A 16109-nucleotide genomic window follows, 5' to 3' on the forward strand; every position below is an offset into this window, starting at 1 on the left:
GCTCTGGATCCTGGGTCGAGCCCAGGATGACGGCAATGGGGGCTGACGGCCTCTATCAATATGTCCCCACCGCCCCCATCTTCCCCTCACTTAAAAGGGGCCCCAATGACCGAACCGATCCTGTCCGTTGCGGGCGTCACGAAGACCTACAAAAGCGGTACCACCGCACTCCACCCCGTCGATCTGGACATCCGCAAGGGCGAGATCTTCGCGCTGCTCGGGCCCAATGGTGCGGGCAAGACCACGCTGATCAGCATCATCTGCGGGATCGTCACGCCCAGCGCAGGAACGATTACCGTCGCGGGCTTCGACGCGATCCACGACTATAAGCAGGCGCGCAGCCGCATCGGTCTGGTCCCGCAGGAGCTGAACGTCGACATGTTCGAGACGGTGCTCGCCACCGTCACCTTCAGCCGCCGCCTGTTCGGTCGCTCGGGCCACAGCGCCTATATCGAACAGGTGCTGCGTGACCTGTCGCTTTGGGACAAGCGCCATGCGAAGATCATGGAATTGTCGGGCGGGATGAAGCGCCGTGTCCTGATCGCCAAGGCGTTGAGCCACGAGCCCGAGATCCTGTTCCTCGACGAACCCACCGCGGGTGTCGACGTCGCGTTGCGCCGCGACATGTGGAAGCTCGTCCACCGCCTGCGCGAGGGCGGCACGACGATCATCCTGACCACGCATTATATCGAGGAGGCCGAGGAGATGGCCGACCGCGTGGGCGTGATCAACAAGGGCAGACTGCTGCTCGTCGACGACAAGGCATCGCTGATGAAACAGCTCGGCAAGCGCGAGCTCGATCTGGCGTTGCAGGAGCCGATGACCGCGATCCCGCCCGAGCTCGCCGAATGGGACGTGTCGCTGCAGGATGACGGCAAGCGCCTGCGCTATGTGTTCGACGCACAGGCGGACCATACCGGCATCCCCTCGCTCCTGCGCAAGCTCGCCGAACTCGGCATCGGCTTCAAGGATCTCGAAACCAGCAAGTCGAGCCTCGAGGACATCTTCGTCGATCTCGTCGGAGAGCGCGCATGAACACCCCCTTCCTCAACTGGCACGGCGTCTGGGCGATCTATCGCTTTGAAATGGCGCGGGCCTTGCGCACGCTGTGGCAGAGCCTCGTCACCCCCGTCCTCACGACGTCGCTCTATTTCATCGTCTTCGGCGGCGCGATCGGCAGCCGGATGCAGGAGGTCGGCGGCGTCGGCTATGGCAGCTTCATCGTCCCCGGCCTTATCATGCTGTCGCTGCTGACGCAGAGTATCGCGAATGCATCGATCGGGATCTACTTCCCCAAATTCACCGGCACGATCTACGAACTGCTCTCCGCGCCCGTGTCCGCGATGGAGATGGTGATCGGCTATGTCGGGGCGGCGACCACCAAGTCGGTGATCATCGGCCTGATCATCCTGGCGACCGCCGCCTGTTTCGTGCCGCTGCATATCGCGCATCCGTTCGCGATGTTCGCGTTCCTGATCCTGACGGCGGTCGCGTTCAGCCTGTTCGGGTTCATCATCGGCGTCTGGGCGAACGGCTTCGAACAGCTGAACTTCGTCCCCGCGCTGCTGATCACGCCACTGACGTTTCTCGGTGGCGCCTTCTACTCAATCGACATGCTGCCCCAGCCCTGGCGCACGCTCAGCCTGGCCAACCCGGTCGTCTATCTGATCAGCGGGTTTCGCTGGAGCTTCTTCGGGCAAGGTGATGTCGCGGTCGGCATCAGCCTCGCGGTGACCGCGGCGTTCCTCGTCGCCTGCCTCATCGTGATCGCGTTGATCTTCAAGACCGGCTGGCGGATGAAGAACTAGGCGCGCCACGCCCCGCGCGCCATTGGCCGCACGACCAGCGCATTGATGTCGATCGCGATGTGGAACGCAATCGCCATCCACACGCTGTTCGTCAGGCCGTAGAGCATGGACAGCGCCACGCCCGACAGCGTCGTCGCGACGACGCCGCGCCATCCCTGATAGCGGTGCACCCCGCCAAAGCATAAGGCGGCGATAATCGTCCCGGCCAGCGCGCTGCCGGACACCAGCGCGATCAGCAGCGGGAGGAACAGGCGGAAGAACAGCTCTTCGCTGACCCCGGCACTGATCGCGAGGGCGATGGCCGGGAGAATGTCCTTGCGCGTCTTCGGCAGGACATCGGGGAAGGTGCCGATCTGGAACGCGCGGCGGCCGCGGCGCCACAAGACATGCGTGATCGCCGCGTTCGCGAGCGTGCCGAGCGCCATGCCGAGGATCAGTGGCGCGATCGGCAGGCGCGGCCAGTCGCCCGGCACCAGCGCGATTGCCGCCGGCTGCGCCGCCGCGAGCGGATTTTGGCCGAGCAGTACGAGGCCAATCAGAGCGGGCAGACCGAACGACACCGCCAACCCGACCGCCCAGGCCGTCATACGCTTTGCAGGGCCGCTCCCTGATCGTGTTGGCAGGCGAGCGCGGAACGTCCGCCCCCGCCACAGGATCGCCAAAACGTAGACGGCGACGATCGCGAGCAGTGTCTGCGCGACCATCACCGCGGCCGGATTAGTCGCGCAACAGGTCGTTGATGCTCGTCTTCGACCGCGTCTGCGCGTCGACGCGCTTGACGATCACGGCGCAGTAAAGCGCGGGCTTGCCGTCCCCGCCGCCGATCGAACCCGGCACGACGACCGCATAGGGCGGCACTTCGCCCTTGAAGACTTCGCCGGTCGCGCGGTCGATGATCTTGGTCGACGCGCCCAGATACACGCCCATCGACAGCACCGCGCCCTCACCGACGCGGACGCCCTCGGCGACCTCGGCACGCGCGCCGATGAATGCGCCGTCGCCGATGATCACGGGGTCGGCCTGAAGCGGCTCGAGCACGCCGCCGATGCCGGCACCGCCCGACAGATGGACGTTCTTGCCGATCTGCGCGCAGGATCCGACGGTCGCCCAGGCGTCGACCATCGTGCCCTCACCGACATAGGCGCCGATATTGACGAAGCTCGGCATCAGGATCGCGCCCTTGGCGATGAAGCTGCCGCGGCGCGCGACCGCGCCGGGAACGACGCGGATGCCGGCCGCGCGGAACTCGGCCTCGCCCCAGCCCGCGAACTTTGACGGCACCTTGTCGAACGCGGGTGCGCCGCCCGATCCGCCGTCGATCACGACATTGTCGTTGAGGCGGAACGACAGCAGCACGGCCTTTTTCAGCCACTGATTGACCTGCCACCCGTCACCGGCGGGCTCCGCAACCCGCGCGGTGCCTGCATCGAGCATCGCCAGCGCGCTGTCGACCGCATCGCGGATCTCGCCCTTCGTCTCCAGACCGAGATTTGCCCGGTCGTCCCAGGCGGCGTCGATGATCGTCTGCAGGTTGCTCATGATGTCTCCAGGATGGTTTCCAGCCACGGCGCGAGCACCGGGGTGGTGAAATCGATATGGTCGCGTTCCGCGCCCGGCGACTGTTCGGACCCGTTGTCGACCCACACCGTCGTCATGCCGATCGCCTTGGCCGGCAGCAGATTGCGGACCATGTCGTCGACGAACAGCGATTGCGCGGGGTCGATGTCGAACGCGGTACAAAAGCCTGCATAGGCCGATGCATGCGGCTTGGGCATCAGGTCCATCGCATGGATGTCGTGGATCGCCTCGAAACTCGCGCCAAGCCCGAGACGGTCGAGGATCTTCAGCGCATAGGGCGTGTCGCCGTTGGTGAAGATCAGCTTGCGCCCGGGCAGCTTGGCGATCGCCGCGACCAGCGGCGCGTCATGCTCCAGCACGTCCATCTCGATGTCATGGACATGGGCGAGGAACGCGTGCGGATCGACGTGATGCTCGGTCATCAACCCCGACAGCGTCGTGCCGTGATTGTGGAAATAGCCCTTCTGCACGCGCCGCGCCTCGTCATGCTCGAGCCCGAGCAGGTCCTGGATAAAGCCGGTCATCCGCGCGTCGACCTGCGAAAACAGATCGGCGCTCGCCGGATAGAGCGTGTTGTCCAGATCGAAGATCCAGTTGCGGACATGGTCAAGTCGAGCAAGCATCGGAGCGAACCTCTAGGCATCGTGGCGCGCAGGGACAAGCCGGCGCGGTGGGATCGAGCAGACCTCTACGCAGCAAATTCGTCGGACACTGGATAAGCTACCGCTCGGTACCTATATCCAATGCATGACACGCTATTCCCTGCTCGATCTCGTCCCCGTCGTCCAAGGCGGCACCGTTTCACAGTCGCTCGCCAATGCGGCCGATCTCGCACGCCATGCCGAGAGCGTCGGATTCCAGCGTTACTGGGTCGCCGAACATCACGGCATGACCGGTATAGCCTCCGCCGCCACTGCGGTCGTGATCGCGCATATCGCCGCCGCGACGCACACAATCCGCGTCGGATCGGGCGGGATCATGCTCCCCAACCACGCCCCGCTGGTGATCGCCGAGCAGTTCGGGACGCTCGACGCGCTGTTCCCCGGCCGGATCGACCTTGGCCTCGGCCGCGCGCCCGGTTCGGACCAGCGGGTGGCCCGCGCGATGCGCCGCACGCTCGAAACCGACGCCAACGCCTTCCCGCAGGACGTGATGGAGCTGCAGAGCTATTTCGCCAATGACGGCCAGACCGGGATCGTCGCGACGCCGGGCGCGGGCGCGGATGTCGAGATGTGGATTCTCGGCTCTAGCACCTTCGGTGCGCAGCTCGCCGCCGCACTCGGCCTGCCATATGCCTTTGCGTCGCATTTTGCGCCCGATGCGCTCGATGCGGCCCTCGCCATCTATCGTCGGGATTTCCGCCCCTCGGCACGGCTGGCAAAGCCCCACGTCATGGCGGGCTTCAACATCTTCGCGGCCGATACAGATGCCGAGGCCGAACTGCTCGCCAGTTCGCAGCAGCAGTCGTTCGTCGCGCTCCGTACCGGTAATCCGCGTCAGTTGCCGCCGCCGGCCGCGGGCTATCGCGAATCGCTTGGCGCGCAGGGCAACCAGATTCTCGACCATGTCCTGCAATGCTCGGCCGTGGGCAGCCCGGCCAAGGTCGCGCGCGGGATCGCTGCGTTCGTCGAGCGTACCGGCGTCGACGAGGTGATGGTGACGAGTGCGATCTACGATCACGAAGCGCGCAAGCGGAGCCTGTCGATCACCGCCGACGTGATGCAGGAGTTGAAGATCGCGGCCTGATCAGCTCGCGGCGGGGAGCCTCAGGCGGACCATGAGTCCGCCGAGGTCCTCGCTCTCCTCGAGCCCGACCGTGCCCTCGTAGATCTCGGCAACGTCGCGGACGATCGCGAGCCCCAGACCCGTTCCCGGCTTGCCCGTATCGAGCCGCACGCCGCGGTCGAAGATGCGGACGCGCTGTTCCTCCGGAATGCCGACGCCGTCGTCTTCGACCAGGAACTCGACGAACCCGGCCTGCGCGCCGACCGTCACGAAGACGCTGCCACCGCCATATTTGGCGGCGTTCTCGATCAGATTGCCGAGCATCTCGTCGAGATCCTGGCGTTCGACATGGACCTTGAGCGTCTTGTCGCCGGTGATGTCGATGCGGACATGCCGATACAGCCGGGCGACCGCACGTTCGACCGATTCGAGGCTCGGCCAGACATCGGCGCGACTATGCGCCGAACCGCGCCGGCCGACCGCACGCGCACGCGCGAGGTGATGATCGACCTGTCGCCGCATCGTTCGCGCTTCACGAATGACGGTATCGGCCAGATCGTCCGATTGCGCGGTCGCGGCGTTCATGATCACGGTCAGCGGGGTCTTCAGCGCATGCGCGAGATTGCCCGCATGCCGCCGCGCTTCCTCGGCCTGGCGTTCGTTATGCTCGATCAGCGCGTTCAGTTCCTCGACCATCGGCGCGACCTCGATCGGCATCGCACTGGAAACCCGGTTTGACTGGCCCGCGCGCATCCGGCCGATCTCTTCGCGTACGCGACGCAGCGGCCAGAGCCCGTAGAAGGTCTGGAGCGCAGCCAGTACGATGAGCCCGAGCGCGAGCAGCGCGAAGCTGCGAACCAGCGTACGGCGCAGGGTGGTGATCTGCGCGTCAAGACCGTAGCGACTTTGCGCAACCTGAAACCGCCAGCGAACCTTTGATCCCGGAATAACCGCGTCACGCTCGACGATCCGCAGCTTTTCATCCGGAAACTGCATGCTGTCGTAAAAGTGAACATTGCGATCGTCATGCGCCGATCCGAACGCCAGCCGACGATCCCATAGCGATCGCGAGGTGTAGTCCAGGTCGGCGGCGCCCCTTCCCGCAACTTGATAATAGAGGCCCGACCCTGGTTCGAGGAACCGCTGGTCGGCGACCGCCTCGCGCGAGAATAGCACCTCGCCGTCGGGCCCGATTTCCGAAGAATTGAGCAACGAACGTAGGACGTATTCAAGCTGGTCATCGAAGTTGCGCGTCACCGCCTGGGCCAGGACCCGGTCGAGCGCATACCCGCCGCCGCTCAACAAGAGGCCAATCCACACCGCTGCGATCAGGATCATGCGCCGTGACAGCGACCCCTTAACCGCCGCGGGCACACGAATTGGCCCATCTGATAGTGTCGACGCGGTCATAGATTGGGATCAGGCATCCGGATCTTCGAGGCTGTAGCCCAGCCCGCGGATCGTGGTGATCACGTCCTGACCCAGCTTCTTGCGAATACGCGTCACGAACACCTCGATCGTGTTTGAATCGCGATCGAAATCCTGATCGTAGATATGCTCGATCAGCTCGGTGCGGCTGACGACCTTGCCCTTGTGATGCAACAGATAGCTCAGCAGCTTATATTCCTGCGCGGTCAGCTTCACCGGCTCACCCGCACGCGTCACCTTGCCGCTGCGCGTATCGAGGCGGATGTCGCCGGCAGTCAGCTCGGAGGAGGCGTTACCGCTCGCACGCCGGATCAAGGCCCGCAGGCGCGCGATGAGTTCCTCGCTCTGGAACGGCTTTGCCACATAGTCATCGGCGCCCGCATCGAGCCCGGCGACCTTGTCGGACCAGCTGTCGCGCGCGGTCAGCACGAGGACGGGCATGACCTTGCCCTCCTTGCGCCAGCGGTCGAGCACGGTGAGGCCGTCGATCTCGGGCAGGCCAAGGTCGAGCACGACGGCATCGTAATTCTCGGTCGAACCCAGGAAATGCCCCTCCTCGCCATCGACTGCGAGGTCGATCGCATAGCCGGCGCCCTCGAGGGTATTCTTGAGCTGAGCCCCAAGATTCGGCTCGTCCTCGACGATCAGAACGCGCATGATAATCCTCTCGCTTGAATTGCCCGCTACCGGGTTACCGGTCGGTGCGGCCGACGATCTGGCCAGTCCGGCCGTCGACATCGACCCAGATCACGGTTCCATCGCGCAGGAACTTGAGCGTGTAAATGGCGCTGCCCGAATCATAGTCGAAGCCAATATACTGCGAGCCGCGCATCGTCGGGATCACCCGCGCCTCGATTTCGCGCAACGACAGGGACCGCCCCGTCTTGCGGGCTTCGAAGGCGGATCGCTGGTCGCCATGCCGCTGATCGGGCGCCTGCGCGACGGCGACGCCCGTCAGCACCGGGAAAGCAGCAAAAGCGGTCAGGAACAGCAGCATCTTCATGGAGGTGGCATAGGCCCGGCGCATTGAACAGCCTGTGAATGAGGGCGACAGCAGGACGACAGCATAGTGTAACTTGCCTGCATCACCCGGCGACCCTAGGTGACCCGGACATGGCAGCACCTATTCTCGCATTCGAAGGCCTCGGCCTTGTCCAGGGTTCTGGATGGCTTTTTCGCAACCTCGACATCCATATCGGTCCGCGCGATCGCCTCGCGCTGATCGGCCGCAACGGCGCAGGCAAGACGACCCTGCTCAAGCTGCTCGGCGGCAGCATCGAGGGCGATGAGGGCCGCCGGACGATCGTCCCGGGCACCCGGGTCGTCATCCTCGAGCAGGAGCCCGACCTGCGCGGCTTTGCGACCCTGCGCGATTACGTGATGGGCGGCGACGATGCGCCGGTCAGCTACGAAGCCGACTCGATCGCCGACCAGCTCGGCATCGATCTGTCGCGTGAAGCCGCATCCGCGTCGGGTGGCGAGCGCCGCCGCGCGGCGATCGTCCGTGCGCTGGCGCAGGACCCCGACGTGCTGCTGCTCGACGAGCCGACCAACCATCTCGACATCGGCGCGATCGAATGGATCGAGGACTGGCTCAAGCGCTTCCGCGGCGCGTTCGTCGTTATCAGCCATGACCGTACCTTCCTGACGCGTCTCACCAAGCAGACCCTGTGGCTCGACCGCGGCGCGATCCGGCGTGCGGAGATCGGTTTCGGCGGATTCGAGGCGTGGACCGAACAGGTCTATGCCGAGGAGCAGCGCCAGGCCGAGAAGCTCGACGCACGACTCAAGCTGGAAGAGCATTGGCTGCTCCGCGGTGTCACCGGGCGGCGCAAGCGTAACCAGGGCCGTCTGACCAAGCTGCACGAGATGCGCGCGGAACGCGCTTCGATGATCGGGCCGCAGGGTTCGGCCAACCTCGTCACCAGCAGCGACGACACCAAGTCGAAGGTCGTGATCGACGCGAAGCACGTCACCAAGGCGTATGGCGACCGGACGATCATCGGCGACCTGACGTTGCGCGTCACGCGCGGCGACCGGATCGGCATTGTGGGCCGCAACGGCGCGGGCAAATCGACGCTGCTGAAGCTGCTGACCGGCGAGATCGAACCCGATGACGGGACGATCAAGCTCGCCAAGACGCTCGATGCGGTCGTCATCGATCAGCAGCGCAGCCTGATGGCGCCCGAGAAGACGGTCCGCGAAGTCGTTGCCGATGGCGGCGACTGGATCGATGTGCTCGGCGTCCGCAAGCATATCCACGGCTATCTGAAGGAGTTCCTGTTCGACCCGAACATGGTCGACGCTAAGATAGGATCGCTGTCGGGTGGCGAGCGGTCGCGACTGCTGCTCGCGCGCGAATTCGCCAAGCCGTCGAACCTGCTCGTGCTCGACGAGCCAACCAACGATCTCGACCTCGAAACGCTCGACCTGTTGCAAGAGGTGATCGGCGATTATGACGGCACCGTCCTGATCGTCAGCCATGATCGCGACTTTCTCGACCGGACCGTGACGATCACGCTCGGGCTCGACGGGTCCGGGACCGTCGATGTCGTCGCCGGCGGATATGAGGATTGGGAAAAGCGCCGTGCGACCCAGACCAGCGGCAAGCGGGCCTCGAAGAAGGTCGCCGCGACCGCGCCGCCGGCCCCCGCGCCCCGCGCGAAACTGACCTACAAGGATCAGCGCGATTATGAATTGCTCCCCAAGCGGATCGAGGCGCTCGACGCCCAGATCGCGAGCGATGCCGCAAAGCTTGCCGCGCCGAACCTGTACATGCGCGACAATGCAACCTTCGCCAGGCTGACCGCCGCGATCGAGGCGGCGCGCGCCGAAAAGGAGGCTGCGGAGCTGCGCTGGCTGGAACTGGCTGAGCAGGTTGGCGAATAGCGGCAGCTAAACCGTTCCGAACCATTTGGAACTTGACACATGTTACCGCGTTGCAGCATCCCGCCATTGTACGTTTTGGAGAGTCTTATGAAGCTGAAGAACCTGACCGGTAGCGCGCTCGCTATCGCTATGATGTCCACGTCGGTTGCAGCCGTTGCTGCGCCTGCCAACCCTGCGTCGAGCCTGTCGGTTTCGAAGGCACGCGTCGGTTCGGCAACGACCGGCAAGAACAAGGCTGCAGGCGCTGGCGTGATCGCCGGTCTGATCGCAGCTGGCGTCGTTGCGATTGGCGTTGTCGCCATCGTCAAGGACGACAATGACAACGATTCGGACAGCAACTAAGCTGTTCTGGGGGTCGGCGCTTCGGCGCCGGCCCTTTTTACGTTATTTGCTGATCGCGCGCCGGGACCGCCCCGCTAGATCAACGATATACTGCCAGGCAACACGCCCGGAACGACTTCCCCGCTGCGTTGCCCATGTCAGGGCCTCGTCGGGTTGAAATGGCAGATCGTGCAGCACGGCATAGCCCGCGACGATTGCCAGATAACCGTCCTGATCGACGGCATGAAACCCCAGACTGAGTCCGAACCGATCCGCCAGCGCCAGTTGGTCGTCGATCGAATCGCGTGGATTGATGGCACTTTCCTGTTCGGCGATATCGCGTGGCGCCAGATGCCGGCGGTTCGCCGTCACGGCCAGACGCACATTGGCGGGACGTGGCTCTGCACCGCCTTCGAGCACGGATCTCAGCACACGCGCCTCGGACGGAGTATCGATGCCGAGATCGTCGACGAAGACGATGAACGCGCGGCCCACGGGTGCCAGCATCGCAAACAGGTCCGGCAGCGCGGTCATGTCGGCGATCTCGATCAGCGCGACATCGCCCTGTTCGGCCTGGACCGCGGCGACGACGCTTTTCACCAGCGCCGATTTACCGGTACCGCGCGCGCCCCATAGCAGCACGTCATGCGCCGCGTGGCCGTGGGCGACCCGCCGGACCATGTCCAGCAGCAGGTGCTTCTGCCGATCAATGCCGATCAGCAGATCGAGCGGCAGCGGGGCGAACCCACGGATCGGGACGAGCGCCCGGTTGCGCCAGACGTAGGCGGGAAACGCCAGACAGTCCGCTACTGGCGGCGGCGGCGGCGAGAGGCGTTCGAGGGCGGCGGCGATCCTGTCGAGCGGGTCGGTCATCGCGCGGTCATGACGGCACCGCCGCCGTGCGACAAGGTCTAACGGAGCTGAGCGAGATGGCTGGCGATGGCGCGATCCCCGGGGGCCAGCGCTACCGCCTTGGTCAGCACCTGCCGCGCACCGTCCAGCTTGCCGACGCCCGCCAGCGCGATGCCATAGGCGTCGGTCGCCGCTGCATTCATCGGCGCAAGCGCATGGGCGGCGCGCGCATAGCGAAGCGCCGCTGCATCTGCGCCGTCACGCGGCGCCGCCCCGGCATAAGCACGCGCGAGATCGATCAGTAACCCCGCGTCACGATTGCCGATCCGCCGACGCACCGCGTCGAGCGTCTTGATCGCCGCGGTCCAGTTGCCTGCCATCACGTGCCAATGGCCAAGGATTCGCTGGCCGGTCAGGCTTTGCGGATTTTGCGAAAGATACAGGGCCAGCGCGGTCGATGCCTGGCGTTGGCGCGAGACCCGGCTCAGCGCGTCGACCAGGCGCAGCATCGTCGGTTCGTCGAAGCTGAGATCCGCGGCATGCGCATAGAGCGGTGCAGCGTCCGCGTAACGTCCCGCCACCGCGAAGGTGTCGCCCAGCGTCGACTGGGCGGCGGGCGCGCCGGGGCTTGCCCGCGCAAGGCTGCGCGCCCGGGCAAGCGCATCACCCGGCGCGCGCGCCTGGATCCGGCCACGGATCGCCGCCAGCAGCGCGCCCGGATCGCCCGGGGACTGCAGGATCGCGGCGTCGAGCGTGCCGACCTGATCGTCGATCGCGAAGGCCGTCGCCATCCCGGTGGCACCGCGGTTGGCGCGATCGAGATCCTGCGCCACAGCATCGCGCTCCCGATCCGTCGTTGCGGTAGCGGCTGCCGCACGCGCGAAAAGCACGAGCGCGTAGCTGTCGGCGTCCGCACGGGTGACGATCGGCCTCAGCACCCCCTGCGCGCCGCGCGGATCACCCGACCGCAGCAATGCGGCCCCCAGCAGCCGGCGCACGCTGACGTTTAGCGGCTGTTGCCGCGCGAGACCGCGCCACATCGCACCGGCCTGTTCGAACCGCCCCTCGGCATAGTCGAGCGCACCGCTAAGCAGGATCGCACCGGGCAGGCTATCGATCGCCCCACCGGTCTTCTGGAGCAGCCCGCGCGCGAGTTCGGTCCGGCCCGCGCGCGCCGCGAGCACCGCCTGGAGATATAGCGCCTGCGGGCTGCCGGGTCGCGCCCGCTGCGCGCGTCGCGTCGCCGCCAGCATGGCGCGATATCGCCCGGCATCGCCGAGCGTGGCGGCATATTCGATCAGCGCCGGATGATAATAAGCATCGCGTGCAAGCGCGCGCTCGAACCAGGGGAGTGCTGCGACCAGGCCGTACCGCCGGCGGACAATCTCGCCCTGCAACGTCAGCGCCGCGGGCTCATCCGGCAACAGCGCGACCGCACGCGTCGCAGCATCCGCGGCGGTACCGACATCGCCGATAGCCAGCGCCACGCGACCGAGCGCGGTCCAGTTGCGCCCGTCGCGCGGCTGCTCTGCTACCAGCCGACCAAGATCGGCGCGGGCTGCGGCGCCATTGCCCAGCAACGCCAAGGCGGCGGCGCGGATGCGGCGGGCATAGGCGGCCTGGCGCGGTGCGGCGCGGTAAGCCGCCTCGATCGCACCGACCGGGTCATTCTGGAGCAGCCGCGCCTGCGCCTGGAACGGGTAGAGCGTGGCGATCGCAATGCCGGCATCGCGCGCGCGGGTCAGTTCGGCCTCGGCCGCGAGTCCGTCGCCTAGTTCGAGCAGCGCGCGCGCAAGGACGACATGCGCAGGCCCGTTCGACGGTGCCGCCGCGATCGCCGCCTGTGCATTGGACCGGGCCGCGCTGTAATTGCCCGACTGCAACGTGATCCGCGCGTCGCGGAGCAAGCGTCGCGCATCGGGGGGATCGCGCCGCAGCGTCAGCAGCGTCGCCGTCCCCGCGACCGCCACCACGAGCAGCGCGATCGCCAGCAGACGGGCATGGCTCCGCGTGAACACACGCCGTCGCCGGGGTGCGCGTCTGCGGCGCAACAGCGGATATTGCGGGTCACGCATGGAGATCATAGCTTTTCAGCAGATCGTACAGCGTCGGCCGGCTGATCCCGAGCAGCCGGGACGCGCTCGAGATATTGCCCCCGGCACGGCTCAGCGCGCGACGGATCGCCTTGCGATCCGCCACCTCCCGCGCCGCCCGCAGGTTCAGCCCGTCGGCCGTGTCGACGGTACCGCCAAGGTCGAGATCGGCAGCGGTAATCAGCTTGCCGTCGGCCATGATCACCGCGCGCTTGATCCGGTTTTCGAGCTCGCGGACATTGCCCGGCCAGCTCCAGCCATCGATCGCCGCGCGCGCATCGGGGGCGAGGCCGGTCACGCCGGCATTCATCGTCCTGGCGTACTTCGCCAGAAAATGCCGCGCGAGCAGCGCCGCGTCGCCGCTGCGCTCCGCTAATGAGGGGATCCGGACAACAATTTCCGCCAGCCGATAATAGAGATCCTCGCGGAACCGGCCCGTCGCGACCATCGCGTCGACATCCTGATGCGTCGCGCAGACGATCCGCGTGTCGACCGGGATCGCCTTGCGGCCGCCGACCCGCTCGATCACCCGTTCCTGCAGGAACCGCAACAGCTTGACCTGCAGCGTCAAGGGCACGTCGCCGATCTCGTCGAGGAACAGCGTGCCGCCTGCGGCCTGCTCGATCTTGCCCTCGGTGGTCTTGATCGCGCCGGTGAACGCCCCCTTTTCATGGCCGAACAGTTCACTTTCGAGCAACGTCTCGGGAATCGCCGCGCAGTTGATCGCGACGAACCGGCCCCGCGCGCGCGGCGACGCATCATGGATGCCGCGCGCGAGCACTTCCTTGCCCGTGCCGCTCGCGCCCAGCAGCATCACCGCCACATTGGCGGGCGCGACCCGTTCGAGCGTCCGCGTCACCAGCGCCATTTCGGGCGAGGCAGCGATCACGCCGCCAAATCCCGTCCCGCTCGCTGCTACCCGCGCCGCAAGCCGCCGGTTCTCCGCCTCGAGGCCATGGACGTGGAACGCACGTGCGACGATCATCCCGAGCACGTCGATATCGATCGGTTTGGCATAGAAATCCCACGCCCCCTCCGCGATCGCGGTCAGCGCGCTTTCGCGGGCGCCGTGCCCGGACGCGATGATCACCTTGGTATCGGGTTTCAGCGCGAGGATTTCGCGCAGCGTCGCAAAGCCTTCGGTGACGCCGTCGGGATCGGGTGGCAGGCCGAGATCGAGCGTGACGACGGCGGGTTCGTGCGCACGAACCGCTTCGATCGCGGTGGCGCGGTCGCTGGCGACGACGATCTCATAGCCCTCATACGCCCAGCGCAGCTGTCGCTGCAGCCCGAGATCGTCCTCGACGATCAGAAGCACCGGGCGCGCCTCCACAGGGGATGCCGATGCGCTCATGCCGCCGCCTCCATCGCATCGGCCGCCGGCAACGATATGCGGAACCGCGTCCCCTCACCTTCCCGGCTGAAGACATCGAGCGATCCGCCCATCGCCTCGACCAGTTGCAGTGCCTCGAACGCGCCGATCCCGAACCCCAGCGGCTTGGACGAGGCGAACGGCCGGAACAGCTGATGGCGGACGAAGCCCGGGCTCATCCCGCACCCCTGGTCGATCACGTCGATCGCGATGGTCGCACCGTTCGCCGCAACCGCGACGACGATCGGAGCGTCGCGGTCGCTCGCTTCGATCCCGTTCTGGATCAGATGGCCCAGCACCTGTTCGAGCCGTGCCAGCTGCGCCCGGGCGAGCACCTGTCCGGTTGCCTGTGCCGCGATCGGATGCTGTGCGCGACGTGCGCCGACGACGCGGTTGACCAGCGCTGCGACATCGACCGGCTGGAACGGCTCGCTGGGGGCCGCGTGCGTTTGTGAAAGCCGGGCGAGCAGCGCGTTCATGCGATCGGCGGAGTCTTGGAGTGTGGCAACCATGTCGACGCGGAACGCCGGATTGTCGGCGTGACGCTCGGCGTTGCGCGCAACCAGCGTCAACTGGCTGACGAGGTTCTTGATATCGTGCAGGATGAACGCGAAGCGGCGGTTGAATTCGTCGAACCGCTGCGCGTCCGCGAGCGCGGCATGCGCGCGGTCCTCGGCGAGGTAGCTCGCCGCCTGCCGGCCCGCGACCCGCAACAGGTCGAAATCCTCCCAGTCCAGCGCGCGATCGACCGGTGGACGGGCGAGGATGATCGCGCCAACCAGTGCACCGCCATGCACCAGAGGGACGATCGCCCAGGCGGCGGGACACGCGCCGAGCCAGTGCGGCACGCTCGCAATTTCCTCCGCCGGGGCCGTGCGGTGTCGTACGGGGTCGAGTTCGATGATCCGCGGGCTGAGACGAAGACGCTCGGCCAGCGCCCGATCCGACATCGGTGCCGGCGCCGTCGCCATCTCCCAGTTCCAGGCGGCGGCGCTGCTCATGCCGAGGCCGTCGGGGACCAGCAAGAGACCGCCCGGGCTGTCGGTCAGGTCCGCCACCGCCTTCACGATCCGTCCGTCGAGCGGCGCGGCGCCGTCGCCCGGTGCGCCCAGCGTCTCGGTGAAACGCTGCCACTCCGCGCGATAGTCATAGCGATGGCGAAAGAGGTGCTTGGCGATCTTTACCTTCGCCCATGCGCGCAGCCACGACGTGGCCAGCAGCCCGAACAGCGCAGCGGTCGCACCGCAGATGATCGCGGTCTGGATCAGCCGCGCATGATCGCCGCCATAGGCGTCGGCGACGCTGGTCGCGACGGCGGTGATCCCGACATAGCTGATCACCGCGATCGCGCCGAGCGACCGGGTGGCGACGCGCCGCGACACCGCGAACGTCCAGTCGCCGCGACGGGTAACCGCAACGAGCAGGAGCAGCGCCATGCCGATCATCGCGACACCGCGTGCGGCAACGATCACGGGCGTCCAGCGCGGCGCGACATAGGCGCTGACAGCCAGCAGCAGATCGACGCTCCACATGATCGTGACCGCGACCACGACCAGCCGCCCGCCATTCCACGCCGCGTCGGGCGACTCCCGTGCTGCCTGATGCAGATGATGGACCAGCACCAGCGCGCTGATCGCCACCATCATCCCGAACACCAGCCGCGCCGACTCGGTCTGTGCCTGCGCATCGGCATCCATCGGCACCAGTTCGACGACCGCGAGCAGCGCGCTGATCACCGCGATCGCCACGACGGTGCCATAGACAGCACCCAGCGCACGATTGCCGGTGCGTTCCCGGCGTACCAGCGCGAACATGAATCCGAGCCAGGCGATGGTACGCGCACTCTCGGCGATCCGGGTGCTGACATCGCGAAAGTCTATGCCCGACACGGCCAGCGCCCAGAGCGTCGTCAGGACGAGCGGGCCGATAAAGGCCGCATTCGACCAGCCGCCGGCCGGCCGCTGCGCCTGCCTGAACACGAGCGCGCCGAACAGCAGCGCGGCCAGCGCGTGCGTCCACAGGATCAGCAGCGCGATCATGCCA

At 66.5% G+C, this 16109-nt stretch carries 15 protein-coding genes; 5 read left to right on the forward strand and 10 right to left on the reverse strand.

The window, feature by feature from the left end:
• The first annotated feature begins 105 nt into the window (after positions 1–105).
• A complete protein-coding gene (locus J3A66_RS09050) occupies positions 106–1035 on the forward strand; it encodes an ABC transporter ATP-binding protein (RefSeq protein WP_031440081.1) in 930 nt (309 codons plus the stop codon).
• Entirely contained in the window at positions 1032–1808 is a 777-nt protein-coding gene (locus J3A66_RS09055; protein WP_031440082.1) for an ABC transporter permease, read from the forward strand. The genes J3A66_RS09050 and J3A66_RS09055 overlap by 4 nt, the downstream gene beginning before the upstream one ends.
• Here J3A66_RS09055 and J3A66_RS09060 read toward each other — a convergent pair.
• From J3A66_RS09060 to J3A66_RS09070, 3 genes are read right to left on the reverse strand one after another with little or no spacing between them, the layout of a single operon-like run.
• Positions 1805–2512, reverse strand: a complete 708-nt coding sequence (locus J3A66_RS09060) for a CPBP family intramembrane glutamic endopeptidase (protein WP_209568376.1) — start codon at positions 2510–2512, stop codon at positions 1805–1807. The two genes, J3A66_RS09055 and J3A66_RS09060, sit on opposite strands and share 4 nt — an antisense overlap.
• A 13-nt stretch (positions 2513–2525) precedes the next feature.
• Complete coding sequence (gene dapD / locus J3A66_RS09065) at positions 2526–3347, reverse strand: 2,3,4,5-tetrahydropyridine-2,6-dicarboxylate N-succinyltransferase (protein WP_037529708.1); 822 nt, start codon at positions 3345–3347, stop codon at positions 2526–2528.
• Positions 3344–4009 (reverse strand): pyrimidine 5'-nucleotidase, encoded by a 666-nt coding sequence (locus J3A66_RS09070; protein WP_209568378.1) that lies wholly within the window; start codon positions 4007–4009, stop codon positions 3344–3346. Before J3A66_RS09070 ends, dapD begins: the two co-directional genes overlap by 4 nt.
• A gap of 124 nt (positions 4010–4133) precedes the next feature.
• Here J3A66_RS09070 and J3A66_RS09075 point away from each other — a divergent pair, with 124 nt between their 5' ends.
• On the forward strand, positions 4134–5132 hold the full coding sequence (locus tag J3A66_RS09075) for an LLM class flavin-dependent oxidoreductase (RefSeq protein ID WP_209568379.1): 999 nt from the start codon (positions 4134–4136) through the stop codon (positions 5130–5132).
• On the opposite strand, the gene J3A66_RS09080 is transcribed toward J3A66_RS09075, so the two are convergent.
• The 3 genes from J3A66_RS09080 to J3A66_RS09090 are packed head-to-tail and all read right to left on the reverse strand — an operon-like array spanning position 5133 to position 7542.
• Positions 5133–6521: an ATP-binding protein gene (locus J3A66_RS09080; RefSeq protein WP_245336749.1), complete on the reverse strand. Its 1389-nt coding sequence runs from the start codon at positions 6519–6521 to the stop codon at positions 5133–5135.
• A 9-nt stretch (positions 6522–6530) separates the two neighbouring features.
• Positions 6531–7196, reverse strand: coding sequence for a response regulator transcription factor (locus J3A66_RS09085; protein ID WP_031393490.1), 666 nt, complete (start codon positions 7194–7196; stop codon positions 6531–6533).
• A 34-nt stretch (positions 7197–7230) separates the two neighbouring features.
• Positions 7231–7542 (reverse strand): hypothetical protein, encoded by a 312-nt coding sequence (locus tag J3A66_RS09090; RefSeq protein WP_031393489.1) that lies wholly within the window; start codon positions 7540–7542, stop codon positions 7231–7233.
• Between the two features lie 110 nt (positions 7543–7652).
• On the opposite strand from J3A66_RS09090, the gene J3A66_RS09095 reads away from it, so the two are divergent.
• Together J3A66_RS09095 and J3A66_RS09100 are read left to right on the forward strand one after the other, a co-directional pair.
• Entirely contained in the window at positions 7653–9428 is a 1776-nt protein-coding gene (locus tag J3A66_RS09095) for an ABC-F family ATP-binding cassette domain-containing protein (protein ID WP_209568381.1), read from the forward strand.
• Positions 9429–9515: 87 nt separating this feature from the next.
• Positions 9516–9770: a hypothetical protein gene (locus J3A66_RS09100; RefSeq protein ID WP_031393487.1), complete on the forward strand. Its 255-nt coding sequence runs from the start codon at positions 9516–9518 to the stop codon at positions 9768–9770.
• Positions 9771–9812: 42 nt separating this feature from the next.
• On the opposite strand, the gene J3A66_RS09105 is transcribed toward J3A66_RS09100, so the two are convergent.
• From J3A66_RS09105 to prsK, 4 genes are read right to left on the reverse strand one after another with little or no spacing between them, the layout of a single operon-like run.
• A complete protein-coding gene (locus tag J3A66_RS09105) occupies positions 9813–10622 on the reverse strand; it encodes an ATP-binding protein (protein WP_209568383.1) in 810 nt (269 codons plus the stop codon).
• A gap of 38 nt (positions 10623–10660) precedes the next feature.
• On the reverse strand, positions 10661–12676 hold the full coding sequence (locus J3A66_RS09110) for a tetratricopeptide repeat protein (protein WP_209568386.1): 2016 nt from the start codon (positions 12674–12676) through the stop codon (positions 10661–10663).
• Entirely contained in the window at positions 12669–14048 is a 1380-nt protein-coding gene (gene prsR / locus J3A66_RS09115) for a PEP-CTERM-box response regulator transcription factor (RefSeq protein WP_209568388.1), read from the reverse strand. The genes J3A66_RS09110 and prsR overlap by 8 nt, the downstream gene beginning before the upstream one ends.
• A complete protein-coding gene (prsK, locus tag J3A66_RS09120) occupies positions 14045–16105 on the reverse strand; it encodes an XrtA/PEP-CTERM system histidine kinase PrsK (protein WP_209568390.1) in 2061 nt (686 codons plus the stop codon). Before prsK ends, prsR begins: the two co-directional genes overlap by 4 nt.
• Positions 16106–16109: the final 4 nt, after the last annotated feature.

Origin of the sequence: Sphingomonas sp. PvP018 (assembly GCF_017876865.1) — a bacterium.
GTDB lineage: Bacteria > Pseudomonadota > Alphaproteobacteria > Sphingomonadales > Sphingomonadaceae > Sphingomonas > Sphingomonas aerolata.